The organism is Dyadobacter frigoris (assembly GCF_005280585.1).
GTDB classification, from domain to species: domain Bacteria; phylum Bacteroidota; class Bacteroidia; order Cytophagales; family Spirosomataceae; genus Dyadobacter; species Dyadobacter frigoris.
In genome coordinates this window covers 59,178-76,101 of record NZ_SZVO01000022.1, presented here as the reverse complement: position 1 = coordinate 76,101, position 16,924 = coordinate 59,178, and the positions used below count along the sequence as shown (strand labels likewise).

Genomic DNA, 16,924 nt, shown 5'->3' with positions numbered 1-16,924 from the left:
GCTGAATTACTCAGCAAAGTTAGTTCATTTCGGAACATTCGTTCCGTATTTTGGGCTAAAATTAATTCAAAACTGCATTTACAGTCAATCCACCATCAACTACGATCTCTGTTCCGGTAATAAATGAGGAGTCTGATGAAGCAAGAAATAAAACAGTTTTTGCAATTTCCTCTGACTGGGCAAAACGATTTAATAGAATTTTTTTGCCTAATATCTCACCAAAACCCGACACTTCTTCATTGCTCAAACCTAATTTTCCATAAAGAGGTGTTTCAACGGGACCAGGAGAAACTGCGTTGACACGAATTTTTCTTGGAGCAAGTTCGGTAGCAAATACTCTGTTGAAGGATAAAATGGCTCCTTTACTTCCGGCATATACCGCAGAATTGGGCATGCCTATATTGGCATTAATAGAAGTATTGAAAATGACAGAACCACCGTCATTCAGTATTGGCAGGAATTTTTGGACGGTGAAAAATGTACCTTTTACATTGATGTTCATAATGTCATCATAGTGTTTTTCTGTGGCGGACTCTAATGGAGAAAAAGTGGCGAGGCCGGCATTAAGAAACAAAATGTCAATTTTACCAAATTTGTCTTTCACCGTTTCCACCAGTTTGTCAAGAGAAGATAAATCCGCCTGGTCGGCAATAATTCCTGTCACATTCAGCTCTTTGGAAGCCTGATCCAGTAATGCTTTATTTCTACCGGTAATGATTACCTGCGCACCTTGTGCTGAAAATTCTTTTGCTGTGGCGTAGCCAATTCCACTGTTACCACCGGTTATCACTGCGACTTTGTTTTGAAGATTGCTCATTTGATCTATGTATTAAAATTTATTTCGGAACGATTATTCCGTAAAGGTAATAATAATGGAATGATCATTCCTAATTAATCGTAAAGTATTTTTTATAAAAAAGATATATCTTCAAAAAACACCAGAAAAGATCCGGAAATTAGTTGATTTTATTTTTGTTTGAACAGACTGTTTCGTTCTGATTCTATACTTATGTAACGTGTTATCTCAAAGGTAGATAGCTTAAAAAAATGTATAAATGAACAGATTCATTTTTGAGTCGTTCATTTTATCGATTAAAATCAGAGTTTAGAATTGCAGAAACTAATATTTTAAAATCGTTGATTTATACCACAGATTATACTATCTGTACTTTCGCATTCACGGCTTCTTGACGATATTTGTAGGAAGTTAAATGAGGCTGTTAAATCTCATCGGACTTTGAAAATTTACAGTTCAAATACTTACGGTAGGGAGTTAGAAATAAAAGGATAGGAGCTTCTAATTTTTAGAAATCATGAAAAATAACAGAGTTTATAGCGTTTTGTTTAATAAATGCCCACGTTGCGGTCAGGGTGATTTTTTTGTTACCAAAAGTGCATATAGTTTCAAATTTGACCAAATGAATAAAAGTTGCCCTCACTGCGGTGAAAACCTGGTGCCGGAACCGGGCTTTTATCAGGGGGCATTATACATGAGCTATGCTTTTTACGTTGTTTTTATGTTGATCTACTTTTTCGTGTTCATCCATTTCTTTGAACCGTATCTGGATTACTTTCTGTATAGTATTATTCCGGTTTTGATTTTTTTGACGCCGTTATTTTACCGTATGGCCAGAAGAGCCTGGCTTGCTATATTTATTTCTCCTGCTTCAGAGGAGGTTGCTGGTAAAAGATAGATTTCCCACGGAATAAATTCTGCGGTTACCACATCGGTCATCCTCTGGCACTATCAATTATTAATTTAGAATTTCTGGAATTCTGAGGGGCGCACATTTACTAATCCGTAGAACGTATTGCTGAATGTAGCGATGCTGTTATAGCCGGTTTCATAGGCAATTTCGCTGATGGTTTTGTTGGTTTGTAATAGCTGCTCCATAGCCCGGATCATACGGGATAACTTCAAATATTGCAAAAATGATGTTTCCAAAGTGGACTGAAACAATCTGGAAAATGTACGTGGACTCATCCCGAAATATTTTGAAATTACTTCAAGATGCAAAGGAGCTTCCAGATTTTCCTGAATATAATTGATGATTGGCTGCATCTTTTCGTGGTTTGTAGTGGGCAAAACAATTGGCAGCGGATGTTTGCTGATTTTTGGTAACAGGTTTTTAATGGTTGTCAAAAATTGATTTTCAAAAGTATCGACCATTATTTCCCCGCTCCATTCCTCTGTGAAAAGTAACATTTCAAGCAGTAAATTATTAGCCGGATAAATCCCCATTCTGTCATAAAAAGGATCCGTTATATTATCAGCCATATTGAAATACAGATTTCTAACAATTGAAGATCTGTTTTTTTGCCGCACAAAATGTTCAAGCCCCGGCGGAATCCATATAAAATGTCTGGCAGGAAGAAAATAGGCTTTATCTTTTGTATTTAAATAAGCAATTCCGCCCTCAACATAAGTCAGTTGTCCTTTTTGATGAAAATGAAATGGAAATTGATTTTCCATACGATCGTGCAGGACGTAATTCGACTCAGGATTTAGATCTATATTAACTAACTGCTCAGAGATATTCATAATGGCCGGAATTGACAAATATTTGGCAATATATAGAAAAGACTTCTTTTGGTAACAAATTACCTTTGTGATGTCATCAAACCAATATATGTATTACCGTCAAAAATTAATTCTGTCTTCTCTTTTCCTTTGTTCAGTTGCATTTCACGAAGCATTTGCAAAAACAATTTTCACTTCAAAAGATACCCTGAAATTATCCTTGCAGCAAATTTGGCAACAAGCCGAGGCTCGGAATAAAAGTATTAAAATCAGTCAGTTAAAAATAAATTCCGGTATTGAAAACCTTAAAGATGCCCGTGCTGAGCGTTTTCCGGAAATCAACACGGGAACAAAATATGCACGGATTTCTAATTTGCCGATTTATGAAAACGGAATTTTAAACAAACCGGAATACTATCCTGTACTTCATAATTATTTTCAGCTAAATGCAGAAGCATCCGTTGTGGTTTATAACGGGCAAAAAATTAAAAACCAGATTAAGGAAGAATTAGTTGAAAACCAGATTTCATCCCTCGAAAAGGATATGACCGTATCAGATGTAAAATTCAAAGCAACGGCTTATTACCTTGAACTGGAAAGAAATCTGCTTTTTAAAAATCTGGTTAACGCCAATATTAATGAGCAGCAAAAGCGGCTTGACCAGATCCGGGAATTGTTTAAACACGGCGTAATCTTGCGCAGTGACGTATTTCGGGCTGAACTTTCCTTATCAAAACAAAAAATGCTTTTGATTGAAATCGAAAATACGATTGCCATCAATAACCAGAAACTGGATGTACTGATAGGCCTGCCGGAAAGTACGTTTCTGAATCCTTCTGAGGATTTTAATAATCAGGTTGATTCCACCAGAATTTATGATGAATATCTTTCGGACGCACTTGCAAACGCTTACGGTATTCGTATTTCTGAGAAGGAAACTGAGCTGAAACAACTGGCTCTGAAAATTGTAAAAGCCAATAATTTGCCAAAAGTGACTGCCTATGCGGAATACGGCTACACATATCCTCAGATTTTTCTCTATCCGTATGCCGGAGCGCTATATGGGCTTGGTCAGGCGGGCGTGAAAATTTCTTATACTTTATCTTCTCTCTATCAAAATAAACATAAAGTAAAATCGGCAGAAATACAGGCAGAAAAGCAACATTTGGTTCATGAAGAGGAGGAAGATGCGTTGCGTGTACAGGTCAATGAAGCTTATGTTCGTTATAATGAATCGTTGAAAAGAGTTAAGGTTTCAGAAGAAAATATTCATCAGGCCAGCGAAACTTACAGGATTGTTTACAACACTTATTTTAACCAGCTGGCGCTGCTGACAGATTTACTGGATGCAGATACACAATTATTACAATCAAAATTTGACCTTACTTCGGCTCAGATAAGGGCTAAGCTCGAATATTATTACCTTATGAAAACGATCGGCAATCTTTAAGAAAATGGGCACAGAACAAAATCAATTTAATAATTCGGATAAATTAATTACCAGAATAACGGCCTGGATTGCCGGTTTTATTTTGCTGGGACTTTCCGTTTGGGGAGGCCTTACTTTGTGGGATTTGTGGAAATATGAAGAAACCGAAGATGCGCAAATTGAAGAATATATCAATCCGGTAACGTCCAGGGTAGGAGGGTTTATTCGTGATATCCGGTATGAGGAAAATCAACCGGTAAAAAAAGGCGATACGCTGCTGATCATTGATAACCGGGAATATCAGCTGGGACAGGAAGAAGCTGAGGCCGCGCTGTTAAATGCAAAGGCGCAGATCTCGGTTTTGAAAAGTACCGTGGAAACTTCTTCCAAAAATGCGACGGTAAACGAAGGTCAAATTGCGGCTGCCAAAGCAAAACTATGGCACCAGGAACAGGAGTTTGCACGTTACGAAAAGTTATTACAGGTTGAAGCAGTGACACAGCAGCAATTTGAAAATGCTAAAACCGCACTGGAAGTTGCCAAAGCTGATTATCAATCGTTTCTGGATACGTATCAGGCTTCTTTATCAAAGGTAAATGATATAAAAGTACAGCAGGAAGTTGCATTGGCTGAAATACAAAGAAGAGAAGCCATTCTGGACCGTAACAAACTTGACGTTTCCTACACGGTTGTGACTGCGCCTTACGACGGCAAAATGGGAAGAAAAACGATTCAAAACGGACAAATGATCCAGGCCGGACAGACTTTGGCATACATTGTTGATCAGCAGGAAGGAAAATGGGTTATTGCAAATTTCAAAGAAACCCAGATCCGCCATATGCACACCGGACAGATGGTTGATATTGAAACGGACGCGCTGCCGGGCGAACATTTTAACGGTAAAATTGTCTCTCTTTCTCCCGCAACGGGCTCCAGATTTTCATTGCTGCCACCGGATAATTCCACTGGAAATTTTGTAAAAATAACACAGCGGATACCTGTCAGAATTTTGCTGACGGATGCTAAAAGTAAAACTGAGAGTCTTCGGGCCGGAATGAATGCTATGGTTCTTGTTAAAAAAGGAGTCTGAATTTATGAGTAATCACGCTTCATTATTTAAATCGTGGGTTCCTGAATGGCTGGTTAAAGTTGGAATCGGTATGGTACTTCTTCCGCTTCTGGCTTTATTCGGTTTGTTTACGAGCAATGTCAGCGCTACGGCTGGTTATTACGGCATAGAACCAATTGATGTGCAATATTCGACCATCGTTTATTATGCGGCTCTGGCCAGTTGGTATTCACTGGAACAACGTTTTTTTAATAATTTACCAGCAAAGCAGTATTTCATTATCAACGTAATTTTGCTGATGATAACCTGTTATGTCTCTTATTTTACCCACAGTTCCTTTGTGTTTTTTCTGACCCGGTTTTTACAGGGAATATTTACAGGAGGTATCAACAGTATTTGTCTGACATTGATTTTCAGGAAACTTTCCACTGAACGTTCAAGGGAAATCGGTTATTCCATTTTTTACGGAATGCTAGTTTGTTCCTCGCCGCTTGTAATGCTTCTGGCTTCGCTGATTATTGAATATTCCGATTATCAGTCACTTTATCAGGCTTTGATCTTTATGATTTTACCGGGATCCGTTCTGCTGATGTGTATGATGAAGGATGTGCGGTTGGCTAAGAAATTTCCTTTATACCAACTTGATTGGAGTAGTTTTGTTTACTACATACTTATTTTATGTTTGTTTGGCTACATATTAATTTATGGGCAGAGAAACTACTGGCTTGAAAGTATGTATATCTGGGCATGTCTCGGAGCAATTTTATTGCTTTTACCTCTTTTTATTTTCCGTCAGTTAAGTTTGAAACGACCTTTTATTAATCTGGCTGTTTTTAAATATTCCAATTTTCGCATCGGAGCTGCTTTGTTGATACCGTTTTATATTTGCCGTGGATCTTTAAATATTACATCAAATTATTTCGATGTTGTTTTGGGCATGGATCCGATTCATGTGTCTGAATTGATGCTGGCTAACATGGTAGGCGTGATCATTAGCGTTTTTATTTCATCGCGGCTTATTCTGATGAAAAAACCAATGCGGATGATCTGGCTTAGCGGATTTGCGTTTTTACTGCTTTTTCACGGATGGATGTATTTTCTTTTTGCCACACAAGCAGATGCTTCAACCTTCATTTTGCCATTAATTGTTCAGGGACTTGGCGCTGGAACGCTCATGACACCCATCATTCTTTTTACAGTTTCTTCTGTTCCTGCCGCCATTGGAGCTTCGGCTTCCATGGCTGGAATTTTGTTCAGGTTTATTGGTTTTACAATGAGTATGGCGATGATTACCTCGTTCCGGTTATTTTCTAAAAGCACGCACCAGGAAGACTTTCGAAATCAGATTACTTCACTCAGTCCAGTCGCTCTTGAAAGACTTAAAGGGTATGAGCTGGCGATGGAAAGTCATGGAATTGCAAAGGATCAGGCTGTGAAAATTGCAAATAGTTTGCTGAGTAAAGCGGTCGACAAACAAATGATGCTGCGTTATGCAATGGATTATTATTCGATCATTTGCTGGGTAATTGTTGGTGTGATGCTGCTTATTTCGCTTTATCCTTATTTAAGTCAAACGGTTTTGAATGTAAAATCACGGCAGCCTGCGCCATATTGACATACTTATTTTATGCCTTCCCATGTCCATTCATTGTTATCAAACGCACTCGTGAAATCGCCAAGTAACAACTGATCGTCACCTGCTTCTGCCATTTTTTTTGCTTCATTTGCCCAACCTCCACGAACATCGCGATTGATAAATATTACTCCGTTTTTTACCGAAAGCTTAACTTCGGAATCTGCCGAGAGCTTTAACTGATTAAGAATATGGGATGGAATTATAACTCCATAATCTTCCCCCATTTTAATGATTTTTGTTTTCATTGCTTTTATGTGTGTAAATTAATGTTTTCCGCTTTCCAAGGTAGACTTTTTTCTGAAAACCTCGGGATTCACTCCAACTTCTTTTTTAAAAAATTTGGTAAAATACGAATTGTCGTTAAAGTTAAGTTTGTAAGCGATTTCAGATACACTAAGTCCCAGATTGACGAGCAGTCTTTTTGCTTCCAAAACGACACGGTTTCTGATTACTTCACCCGCCTGCATACCCAAATGTTCCTTGCATAATGCATTCAGGTGATTTGGTGTAATATTCAGCAGTTCGGCATACTCACCGGGTAGACGGATTTCAATGAAATTTTTCTCAATCAGTTTATGAAAATTGCTTAATAAAATATTGGTTTTGAAAGGAATGTTTTGCTGACGGTTTTGAGAAGTGTTTTGCTCTATTGTGATAAATATTTGCAGCAAAAGTATACGGATCATATCCTCCCGAAAAACATTTTTCTGAGCAGATTGCTTCATTAAATCTTCAAAAAGTTGACTCACGGACGGATGGATATGCTCCGGAAGATTGATCACACTCTCTTCTGAAATCCCGCTAAAAAAAGAAAATGAAGCCAGATATTCGGGACGAAGCAGGAATGACTGAAAGAAATCGCCCGAAAAATTAACCACAAAACCTTCCACATGACCTTGGAAATCCCAGGAATGCACTTGTCCGGGAATCATGAAATAAATCTGATATGGTTTTACTTCAAAATGGTTAAAATCAATCGTATGCATTCCACCACCTTCCGTGAAAAATAGCAGGTGATAAAAGCTGTGCCGGTGCGGAGATGTCAGATTGGGATGTATCGCCAGATATTCCGCAAACCGGCTTATCAGAATATCGTCTTCTTTATGTTCTGAAAGCGAGTTAATATCAATTCTGGGAATGTTGGCTTGCATAGGACTGTAAAAATGTGTTTCTCAAATCGGATAAGAACTTTGCTTCAAATCCAATATAAATATTTAACTTTTGCTCCTAAACGTAAATCTGATTTCAGGTCAAAAATATGTCTAATATAAATCTTATCATTGAAGAACGTCCCCGTAATATCGGAAATTTTATGGTAGGGCGACTGCTTCCGTTCAGAGGGAAAAAGATGGTTGGGCCATTTATTTTTATTGATCATATGGGACCGGCCAATATGAACGACCATCAGAATATGGACGTTCCGCCTCATCCGCACATCGGTTTGTCGACCCTGACTTATTTGTTCGAAGGCATTGTCATGCACAAGGACAGTCTGGGTACCGAAATTGAAATTACACCCGGACAGGTGAACTGGATGACGGCCGGTGCCGGAATCGTACATTCGGAAAGAACGCCCGAATATCTTCGTCATTCTGATAAAATACTGCATGGTTTGCAGATCTGGGTCGCTTTGCCAAAAGAAATGGAACAAATGGAGCCGGAGTTTTTCCATGCTTCGGAAGCAGATTTGCCGCATTGGGAAGTTGATTCCGTTGCTTTCAAACTGATTGCAGGTTCGCTCATGGGCAAACAATCGCCTGTTCCTGTTTTTAGTCCGCTTTACTATTTGGAAATTAAAAGTAAAGAGGCTAAATCGGTTAAAATCGGTAACGAGCTTTATGGTGAAGCCGGGATTTATATTTTGGAAGGAAGTATCGAAGCAGAAGGAAATACCTATCTTCCCAAACAGCTTCTGGTTGCGATGGATACGAATTTGTGCGAATTCACGATGGCAGAAAACACGACAGTTTATATTTTCGGTGGTGAGCCATTTGCCGAAGACCGGTTTATTTATTGGAATTTTGTCGCCACAAGTCAGGAATTAATTGATAAAGCTAAGGAAAACTGGCTGACACAATCCTTTAAACCAGTACCCGGCGAAACAGGTTTTGTACCGTTACCAGAAGAAAATAATAATTTAAAACGTAAATAATGGCCAAAGTATTCGCAAGTATCGGAACCGCACTTTATAAAACAGAAATCAAAACGGCCACCAATAGTCTCGTGGCCGATGAACCGGTTTCTGCTGGTGGTCTTGATCTGGGATTTTCTCCGGAAGAATTACTGGCATCCGCTTTGGCGGCCTGCACCTGCGGAACGCTTCGCATGTATGCAAACCGGAAAGGTTGGTCGGAATTAATAAAAATCAATGTACACGTTGAATTTTCGAGAGATATTCAGGCAAATGTTTCTCAAATGAACAGGGAAATCGAACTGATCGGGGATTTGAATGAAGAGCAAAAAACAAGATTATTAGCCATCGCAAATAAATGTCCGATTCATAATACGCTTACGCATACGATCACAATTGAAACGACATTAACATAATTATTTTCCTGAAACGGATTTTATTTTTTCTTTCAAAAGTAGCGCGTTTGCATTTTTCGGATCCTTTTGCAACGTTCTATTAATGTATTTCTCAGCAGCTTTGGTATTGGCAAATTTCAGATAATTTAGCGCAATCTGGTTGCTGATATTTATGTTGCCAGAATCAAGCTGATATTTTTGTTTAAGATTAATAATGTCACCAACAAGGTTTTGCAATTCTGTCATGTTGAAATTAGATTCGTTATGCGCGGCTGCATAATTGAGATAAACGACAGCTTCTTCCGGTCTGTCTTCTTTCAAAAGTGTGATAAAAAGTGTTTGGGCAGTTTTGAAATTATTCTGAATATCAAACACTTTTTTTAGGTAGAAAATTGATTTTTCATTTTGATTTAAACCCGCAGAAAGCATCCCTGCCTGCATAAAAAATGTGAGATCGAGCGGGAATTCAAGAGTAAAAGCTTCATTAATCTGCAACGCGCCTTTCAGATTATTTGCTTTCAAATACACTTTTAACAATTCAGACAAAGCGTCTTCCCAGGAAATTTGTTTTACAGAAAGTCCGCCAGCCAGCTGCTCTTCAATTGTTTTTTTATGCGGAATTTCGGCAGGCATCGGCTCGTTGAACGGCCATCCTTCTTTTAACATCATCATTTCATAAACAGCTTTGAGCGAATCGATTGGCGTAATCGGCATCTGATTTCTCAATTCAGCAAAAGAAATTTCATTTTTCCAATCGCTGCTAATCAATTTTTCTTTTTTTAGAGACTGATAAAAAACATCAGATAATAATGCATAACCAAACAGATTTGGATGAACATGTTCAAGCAGCGTTTCATGACCAAGAATACCATGCGCAGAATTTTCTCTGAATACTTTTTCGGCATCAACTAATTTTACCGCAGGAAATTTGGAAGGTAATCCACGCAGTATTTTATTCATCGCTGCCGGAGCACGGAATCTTAAAAGATCAAGTTCCTTTGCTTCAACAAAATATTTCTCTGCTTCTGAAAATTTATTGTGTTTAAAAGATTCAATACCAAGTTGATATTGTTTCGAAGCGGATGTTGAATTTCTTCCGGACTCGCTAATAAATGGTTTCAAATCCTTCTCATTACTAACGAGCGTACTGATGAAAACCGGAATGTTTTTGTTTGAAAATACTTTACAAAGATCCGTCATATTCGCTTCAAACTGATTAATTCCCTGTTTGAACTTTTCAGAATTAAGGTCAATTTTCTGATCTGAAACCATACGTTTCATCAGATTTTCGCGCAGGTCAATTTTTTCACTGGAAGCAGAGGATTTTATTTTGGCAAGAATATTAGTGACAAGTTGAATAATTCTCAGATTTCTTGTTTTGATAATGAAACGGATCAGCGAGGGATTCCAACCCGCAAAACTTGTAGAACCAACGCCCATAGCACCGTAATATTCATTATGCCCGGTGTAAACCAGAACTGCATCAGGCTCGTAATCAACAGCCTGATTTGCAAAATCCAGAACGGTGTAGGAATTAACGGCAGTCAGGGAAAGATTTATGATCTCAAATTCTTTTTCAGGAAAAGTATGAGTTAGTCGGTATTGTAGCCAGCGGTGAAAGGAGCCATTGTGCATATATGGGTAACCGATCGTAGTAGATTCACCCAAAACAAAAATCCGGAAAGTGCCAGGAGTTTTTTGTTTTCTGAACGGTTCGTAATTACCAACGGTTGCATTTTGCTGCTGTGAAAAATATTTTTTTGAAGTATGCTGATTCATCACAAGATAACCCGGATGATTTGGATCATCAACAAAAAGCCCAAGATCAAGGCCGTAACCAAATAATCTCAATCCACACTCCAACAAAACTAAAACGATAATTGGAAAAAATATCGTAAGTACTTTAAAAAGCAAAAGCCGCTTTCTGCTCACAGATATATTATTTTGAATGAATAATTATTGGTTACACAGAGGACCACAGAGTAAAGGAGAGGGACACAGAGTTTTAACTATAAAAAAACTCTGTGTCCCTCTTTTTAACTCTGTGGTTCTCCGTGTAACCTAAACAACAAATTAGGGCCGGATGATTGTGCCATCGAATTTACGCACTTGCCAGTTTGATTTGGTCGTTATCGGATATTTGGCTGCTTCTTTTTCGTTGATATCAACGCCAAGTCCGGGAGCTTCATTCACTGACATATAGCCGTTTTTCATTGTAGGGCAACCCGAGAAAATCGCTTGTGTTTTGTCATTAAAACTTACCGCTTCCTGAATACCGAAGTTCCAGATTGCGAGGTCAATATGTGCATGAGCCGCGTGACCTACCGGAGAAACGTCACCCGGGCCGTGCCAGGCCGTTTTTACATTATACCATTCTCCCAAACGAGCCACTTTCATGGCGGGAGTGATACCACCAATCTGTGAAACATGACAGCGGATGTAGTCAAACATCTGATTGGCCATCGGATCTCTGAATTCATTGACGTTATTGAACAATTCACCCATTGCAATCGGTACCGTTGTGCTTTGTCGAAGCTGTTTAAACCAGCCCATATTTTCGGGTGAAAACGGATCTTCGATGAAAAACGGACGATATTGTTCTACGGCCTTAATCATATTAATTGCATCCATCGGCTGCACCCTCTCGTGAACATCATGAAGCAGCTCAACCTCGTCGCCACATTTTTTACGAACCACTTCAAAAAGTTTTGGAACCGATTTTAAGTAAGCGCGCTCATTCATGTAGCTATCTGATTCTCCTCCAAAACCTGCCGCTTTAAAATCCGGCTTTTGCTCAGTACTGCCAACTGCTCCATATCCGCCTTGTTGAATCCGTACATATTTGAAACCTCTGTCCATGATTTCCTGGGCGTTATCCGCAGTTGCTTCCGGTGAATTTCCATTGGCATGTGTGTAACATGGAATCGCAAAACGTGCCTTTCCACCAAGTAATTGATAAACAGGCATATTGGCACGTTTACCTTTGATGTCCCAAAGCGCTTCATCCAGTCCGCTTAGTGCATTGTTCAAAACCGGTCCGTTTCGCCAGTAAGAACTTACATAGGTTGATTGCCACATATCTTCAATGTTGTCAACATCCTTACCTGTGCAAAACTCGTTCAGATAGGTATTGATTGCAGTAACCACAGAAACGGCGCGCTGCGTAAAAGTGGCGCAGCCCAATCCATATAAACCAGGTTCGGTCGTTTCAACCTTGACCACAATCAGATTGGAGCCTTGTGGAGCTGTGGCAATGGCTTTTACGCTTTTTATTTTTATCGGAGCCAAGCCTTTCGCATAGGCGGGAGTGCTATAATGCTCCCGGGCATGGGCCTGTGAATTTTCTCCAAAGAGACTTAACAATCCGGCTGTGGACCCTGCGGCAATCATGCGAAGGGTATCACGGCGGTTAAAATCGGAATTATCTTTTTTGTTTTTAAACATGGATAATGGGTTTATTGGTTTGGCAACAGGTTGGTTCAGAAAAGGTTTGTGTTAGAAATAATTCAAAGGTTTATTAATTAAATTTAGGGTAAAGCAAAAGCAATGTAAGAGCCACCCGGTTTATGTCCGTTTTTAGAGCCTCCGGCTGCGATAACCACATATTGTTTGCCGTTAACCTGATAAGTAACAGGGGTGGCAAACCCACCGGCAGGAAGCTGATATTCCCAGACAATCTTTCCTGTTTTTTTATTAAAAGCGCGGATTCTTTCATCTTTAGTAGCGGCGATAAATACCAGGCCGCCGGCTGTAACAATAGGACCTCCGTAATTTTCTGTACCGGTTATCGGAACACCTTTTTTAGTCAGTTCAGGAAATTCTCCGAGTGGAACACGCCATAAATATTCTCCGGTATTAAGGTCGATGGCATTTAATGTTCCCCATGGCGGTTTTATCGCCGGGTAACCATTCTGGTCAAAAAATCTTGTCCAGCCATTGTTGATATAAGGAGAAATATAGGGGAAATCAGTTTTTTTTGCGGCTATTTCAGGTGCAGCCGTCGCGCTGTGATTATCTGTTGAGGCTATGGTTTTGTTTTCTACATCAAGCAAAAAATTAACAATTGCCTCGCGCTCTTTGTCGGGGATATGTTGAAATGAGGGCATTCTGCCTCGTCCGCTTTTGATAATTGTATTGATATCTTCTTTCGAAAGACGGCTTCCGATACTGACCAGATTAGGATATTCCTGTCCGCTTCCCATGCGGTCTGCACGGTGACAGGCAGCGCAATTGCGCATGTAAAGCGATTTTGCTGTAATACCTTCGTCTGAGTTTGGAACTTTATAGTCGAGCATTTTCAAATCCCATACCATTTCGTTTCCATTTTGGTATAAAATTCCCTCAGGATCAGCCGCATTTCCACCCCATTCGGCCCCACCGCCTATTCCCAGATAAAGAGTACCTTCTTTACTTGGAGGCATATATTTATTCCCGGAACGGCTCTGATCAAATTTTGCTTTTACAAAAGCAGTTGCTTCGGGAGAAATATTGGTGATTTCATTTTCTGTAAAAACCTGCCTGGAAAAGGGAGCGGGTTTTGTGGGATATGGCTGCGTTGGCCAGGGATGTTCGCCCGGTAATTTGAAATTGGCAGCAGCTGAACGTTCTTCAACAGGAAATAAAGGTAGTCCGGTATCCCGGTTAAGCAGAAACAGCAAACCGTCCTTTGTTGCCTGGGCCACAGCGTCAACCAAACGGCCCTTATTTTTTACCCGAACCAGGTTCGGCTGACAGGAAATGTCGCGGTCCCATAAATCGTGATGAACAGTTTGGTAGTACCAATTCAATTTACCGGTTTCCGCATTTAAGGAAATTACGCAATTGGCATACAGGTTTTTTCCTTCCCGGTCAACCCCATAGAAATCAACGGATGGTGAGCCGGTTCCAAAATAAACAGCGCCTCGTTTTTCATCCAATACCATACCGGCCCAATTGTTGGCACCGCCCATTTTTTTCCACGCATCTTTTGGCCAGGTTTCATAACCTTTTTCGCCTGGCTGCGGAATGGTATGAAATACCCATTTCAATTTTCCTGTTTTGATATCGAAACCTCGGATACTTCCGGGTGCTGCATCACCATATTCAGATACCCTGGAACCGATCACTAGCACATCTTTATAAATCACGCCCGGACTGGTAGCATCAACGGACATTTTACTTTTATCTCTGTCGAGATTATCAGAAGTCCCCTCGCGCAGATCAACGGTACCATTTTCTCCGAAACTTTCAACTGGTTTTCCAGTAGCAGCGTCTAATGCAAAAAGCTGAGGACCGGCTGTGTATAAAATGCGTTTGTCGCTTCCGTTTGCCCAATACATTACACCGCGGCTAACATGAAACCTAGGTGTTTTGTCTTTAAAAGGATCAAATTTCCAGAGTTCCCCACCTGTGTCAGCTTTTATGGCGAAAAGATTTAAATTAGGCGTAGTTCCGTACAAAATGCCGTCAATGACAATAGGTTGGCACTGAATTTCCATCTGGCGTTTTGGGACTGGACTTCCTTCCGGTCTTTTTACCGCATCGTATTGCCATGCTATTTTTAGTGAAGCTACATTTCCAGTATTTATCTGGTCAAGAGGAGAGTAGCGGTTTCCTGCTTTATTCCCTCCGTAACTTGGCCAGTTTGTACCGGTTTCTTCTTCTGCTGTAATTTTGTCCTGACTTATAAATGCAATACAAATAGCTGACAGACAAAGAAGTACTGTCAATAATATTAAAAACTTACGATAATTCCATTCTTGAATTCTGACAAAAGGATTGGTCATAAAACAATAATCATTTATTCATTTCCAGGTTTAGTACTATTCTTTTTAATAAAATCAAATGCCCTGAACCGGCATTTTTCATTTATATTAAGAACAAAAAAAAGCAGGGCTAACAGACTTTTGTTCGGTTTGTTACTAACTGGAAATGACAGTTATAATTTTGATTTTCATTTTGAAACCAGATCAGTTTAATGCTGATCTGGTTTCTTTATCTGCTTAATAACCAGGATTTTGTTTCATGTTAACATTCGCATTTAGCTCATTGATAGGGATCGGTTGTGCGTAGTCGCTGGCGTCATTCCACTGAATTGTCCCGCCGCGGATTTTTTGGTAGTAAGCAGCTTCCTGCGGCCCGATTTTCCAGCGACATACGTCGTACCACCAGCCGGCTTCTCCAAATAATTCTGCCCAACGCTCGTATTTTAACGGATCATTTTTCAAAATATCATCGGTCGCTTTCGTAGCGGCCGTTAGGCTGGCATAGTCAACAGCCGATGGTGTATTGACTGGTAAATTATAGGCTCGCCGGTGTACTTTGTTGATGTATTCGAGCGCCGTGGCGTTATCCCCCGTATGCGTAAGTGTTTCAGCATAAAGTAAGTACATGTCAGCCATACGCAGCCAGAGAATATTATTTCCATTGGCCATATTGACCTCAGCTTCTGTTCCGGTAATGTTTGTGTATTTGCGGAAACTCCATGCTTCCATGTCAGTTTCTGTAATATCCAGGTAGTGAGAAATGGGTTTTTTAACGCCATTCACAACCATGGAATCCACATAAGGCTGCTGGCAGGCAACCCATAATCTTGGGTCAACTGTTTTGGCATTGCGGGCAGCGACCGATCTTGCAATGTACGATTGATCCACATTGGCAATGTTGGCAGTAGTTACACCCGCAGGAAAATAATGTCCCAGATTAAACCCGAAACGTGTCAGGTTTTTTGCGTGTGGAAATACATTTGACCAGGCAGAAGCTGCGGCTGCTCCGGTTGGCCCAACATAAGTAGGCGCAATTACCATCCCGATACTGCAACCCATTGACAAGTCATTTGTACCCGAATAAGTCAGATCGACATTGAAATTAAGTTCATACAAAGACTCGGCGTTGAACTCGTTTTGTCCGTTAAACATCGTTTTATAGGTGTCAAAAGGGACAAGCGATTTTCCGCTATTGGTAATCACATCAGTCAGATACGTTTTAGCATCCGTCCAATCCTGTGTGAAAACATACACTTTGGAAAGAAATGCCTTAACGGCCCATATGCTTACTTTGTGTTTTTCAGCAGCGCCTGTCCAGGTTTTTCCGGCAAGAAGTGTTTCTGAGGCCTTCAAATCGCTGATGATAAAGTCCCAGCATTCTTTGACCGTATTTCTGGAAACCTGGGTTTCAGCTAAACTAGTTGATGTGGTTGTTAAAATCGGAACGCCCATTTTATCACCACCAACACCATTCACGATAAAAGTTTCTCCCCAGGCTGTTGTCAAATGGAAATAGAAAAATGCGCGCAGGAAAAGTGTTTGTCCTTTTATCAGGTCAATGTTTGCAATATCGGTTGAAGCTGCTTTGGCCCGATAAATTTCAAGAGCAGTCAGTAAAGTATTGCACCGCTGAACACCACGCCAGGTATCGTTCCAGGTATTTTGTAAAAACGGATAACTGGAAACGGCATTGTTCGTGGAAAGTCCGATCCAGTCAGGAGATCCCTGCCAGCTTAAATCAGCGGTATGGTCCCACATCCAGGTATGTTTCACCAGCATGTGGTGACCGTATAAACCGGATGCGTGCGTGGTTCCGTAAACACCGGTAAGTAGCTGTTCAAGGTCAGATACTGAGTTAGGATAGCTTGCCACTGAAATTGCTCCGGCATTGTCAACATTTACAAAATCATCAGAGCAGGATGCCAAACAAAGAAGTAAGGCAAAGAGGGAAAACTTTTGTATTATTTTCATTTTAGAAATATCGTTTTCGGTTACTTAT

Annotated in this window: 14 protein-coding genes; 6 read left to right on the top strand and 8 right to left on the bottom strand. The window is 40.1% G+C overall.

Annotation, left to right across the window (positions count from 1 at the left end):
* Positions 1-61: 61 nt before the first annotated feature.
* Positions 62-817: an SDR family oxidoreductase gene (locus FDK13_RS31405; protein ID WP_137343984.1), complete on the bottom strand. Its 756-nt coding sequence runs from the start codon at positions 815-817 to the stop codon at positions 62-64.
* Positions 818-1,313: 496 nt separating this feature from the next.
* On the opposite strand from FDK13_RS31405, the gene FDK13_RS31400 reads away from it, so the two are divergent.
* On the top strand, positions 1,314-1,694 hold the full coding sequence (locus tag FDK13_RS31400; protein ID WP_229216300.1) for a DUF983 domain-containing protein: 381 nt from the start codon (positions 1,314-1,316) through the stop codon (positions 1,692-1,694).
* A gap of 65 nt (positions 1,695-1,759) precedes the next feature.
* Here FDK13_RS31400 and FDK13_RS31395 read toward each other — a convergent pair whose 3' ends face one another.
* Positions 1,760-2,542, bottom strand: a complete 783-nt coding sequence (locus FDK13_RS31395; protein WP_137343982.1) for a helix-turn-helix domain-containing protein — start codon at positions 2,540-2,542, stop codon at positions 1,760-1,762.
* Positions 2,543-2,612: 70 nt separating this feature from the next.
* Between FDK13_RS31395 and FDK13_RS31390 the strand changes: the two genes are divergently transcribed.
* From FDK13_RS31390 to FDK13_RS31380, 3 genes are read left to right on the top strand one after another with little or no spacing between them, the layout of a single operon-like run.
* Positions 2,613-3,971 (top strand): TolC family protein, encoded by a 1,359-nt coding sequence (locus tag FDK13_RS31390; protein WP_137343981.1) that lies wholly within the window; start codon positions 2,613-2,615, stop codon positions 3,969-3,971.
* 4 nt (positions 3,972-3,975) lie between these two features.
* Positions 3,976-5,040: an HlyD family secretion protein gene (locus tag FDK13_RS31385; RefSeq protein WP_137343980.1), complete on the top strand. Its 1,065-nt coding sequence runs from the start codon at positions 3,976-3,978 to the stop codon at positions 5,038-5,040.
* A gap of 4 nt (positions 5,041-5,044) precedes the next feature.
* Positions 5,045-6,634 carry an MFS transporter gene (locus FDK13_RS31380; RefSeq protein WP_137343979.1) on the top strand — a complete coding sequence of 530 codons (1,590 nt, stop codon included), beginning with the start codon at positions 5,045-5,047 and terminating at the stop codon, positions 6,632-6,634.
* Between the two features lie 5 nt (positions 6,635-6,639).
* On the opposite strand, the gene FDK13_RS31375 is transcribed toward FDK13_RS31380, so the two are convergent.
* On the bottom strand, positions 6,640-6,900 hold the full coding sequence (locus FDK13_RS31375; RefSeq protein WP_137343978.1) for an AbrB/MazE/SpoVT family DNA-binding domain-containing protein: 261 nt from the start codon (positions 6,898-6,900) through the stop codon (positions 6,640-6,642).
* Between the two features lie 18 nt (positions 6,901-6,918).
* A complete protein-coding gene (locus FDK13_RS31370) occupies positions 6,919-7,806 on the bottom strand; it encodes a helix-turn-helix domain-containing protein (protein ID WP_137343977.1) in 888 nt (295 codons plus the stop codon).
* 107 nt (positions 7,807-7,913) lie between these two features.
* Between FDK13_RS31370 and FDK13_RS31365 the strand changes: the two genes are divergently transcribed.
* Entirely contained in the window at positions 7,914-8,807 is an 894-nt protein-coding gene (locus FDK13_RS31365; protein ID WP_137343976.1) for a pirin family protein, read from the top strand.
* Positions 8,807-9,202, top strand: a complete 396-nt coding sequence (locus FDK13_RS31360; RefSeq protein ID WP_137343975.1) for an OsmC family protein — start codon at positions 8,807-8,809, stop codon at positions 9,200-9,202. Before FDK13_RS31365 ends, FDK13_RS31360 begins: the two co-directional genes overlap by 1 nt.
* On the opposite strand, the gene FDK13_RS31355 is transcribed toward FDK13_RS31360, so the two are convergent.
* From FDK13_RS31355 to FDK13_RS31340, 4 genes are all read right to left on the bottom strand, one after another.
* Positions 9,203-11,113 carry an SGNH/GDSL hydrolase family protein gene (locus tag FDK13_RS31355; RefSeq protein WP_181956155.1) on the bottom strand — a complete coding sequence of 637 codons (1,911 nt, stop codon included), beginning with the start codon at positions 11,111-11,113 and terminating at the stop codon, positions 9,203-9,205.
* Between the two features lie 141 nt (positions 11,114-11,254).
* Complete coding sequence (locus tag FDK13_RS31350) at positions 11,255-12,625, bottom strand: enolase C-terminal domain-like protein (protein WP_229216299.1); 1,371 nt, start codon at positions 12,623-12,625, stop codon at positions 11,255-11,257.
* An 83-nt stretch (positions 12,626-12,708) separates the two neighbouring features.
* A complete protein-coding gene (locus FDK13_RS31345) occupies positions 12,709-14,946 on the bottom strand; it encodes a pyrroloquinoline quinone-dependent dehydrogenase (protein WP_137343974.1) in 2,238 nt (745 codons plus the stop codon).
* Positions 14,947-15,162: 216 nt separating this feature from the next.
* On the bottom strand, positions 15,163-16,896 hold the full coding sequence (locus tag FDK13_RS31340) for a RagB/SusD family nutrient uptake outer membrane protein (RefSeq protein ID WP_137343973.1): 1,734 nt from the start codon (positions 16,894-16,896) through the stop codon (positions 15,163-15,165).
* Positions 16,897-16,924: the final 28 nt, after the last annotated feature.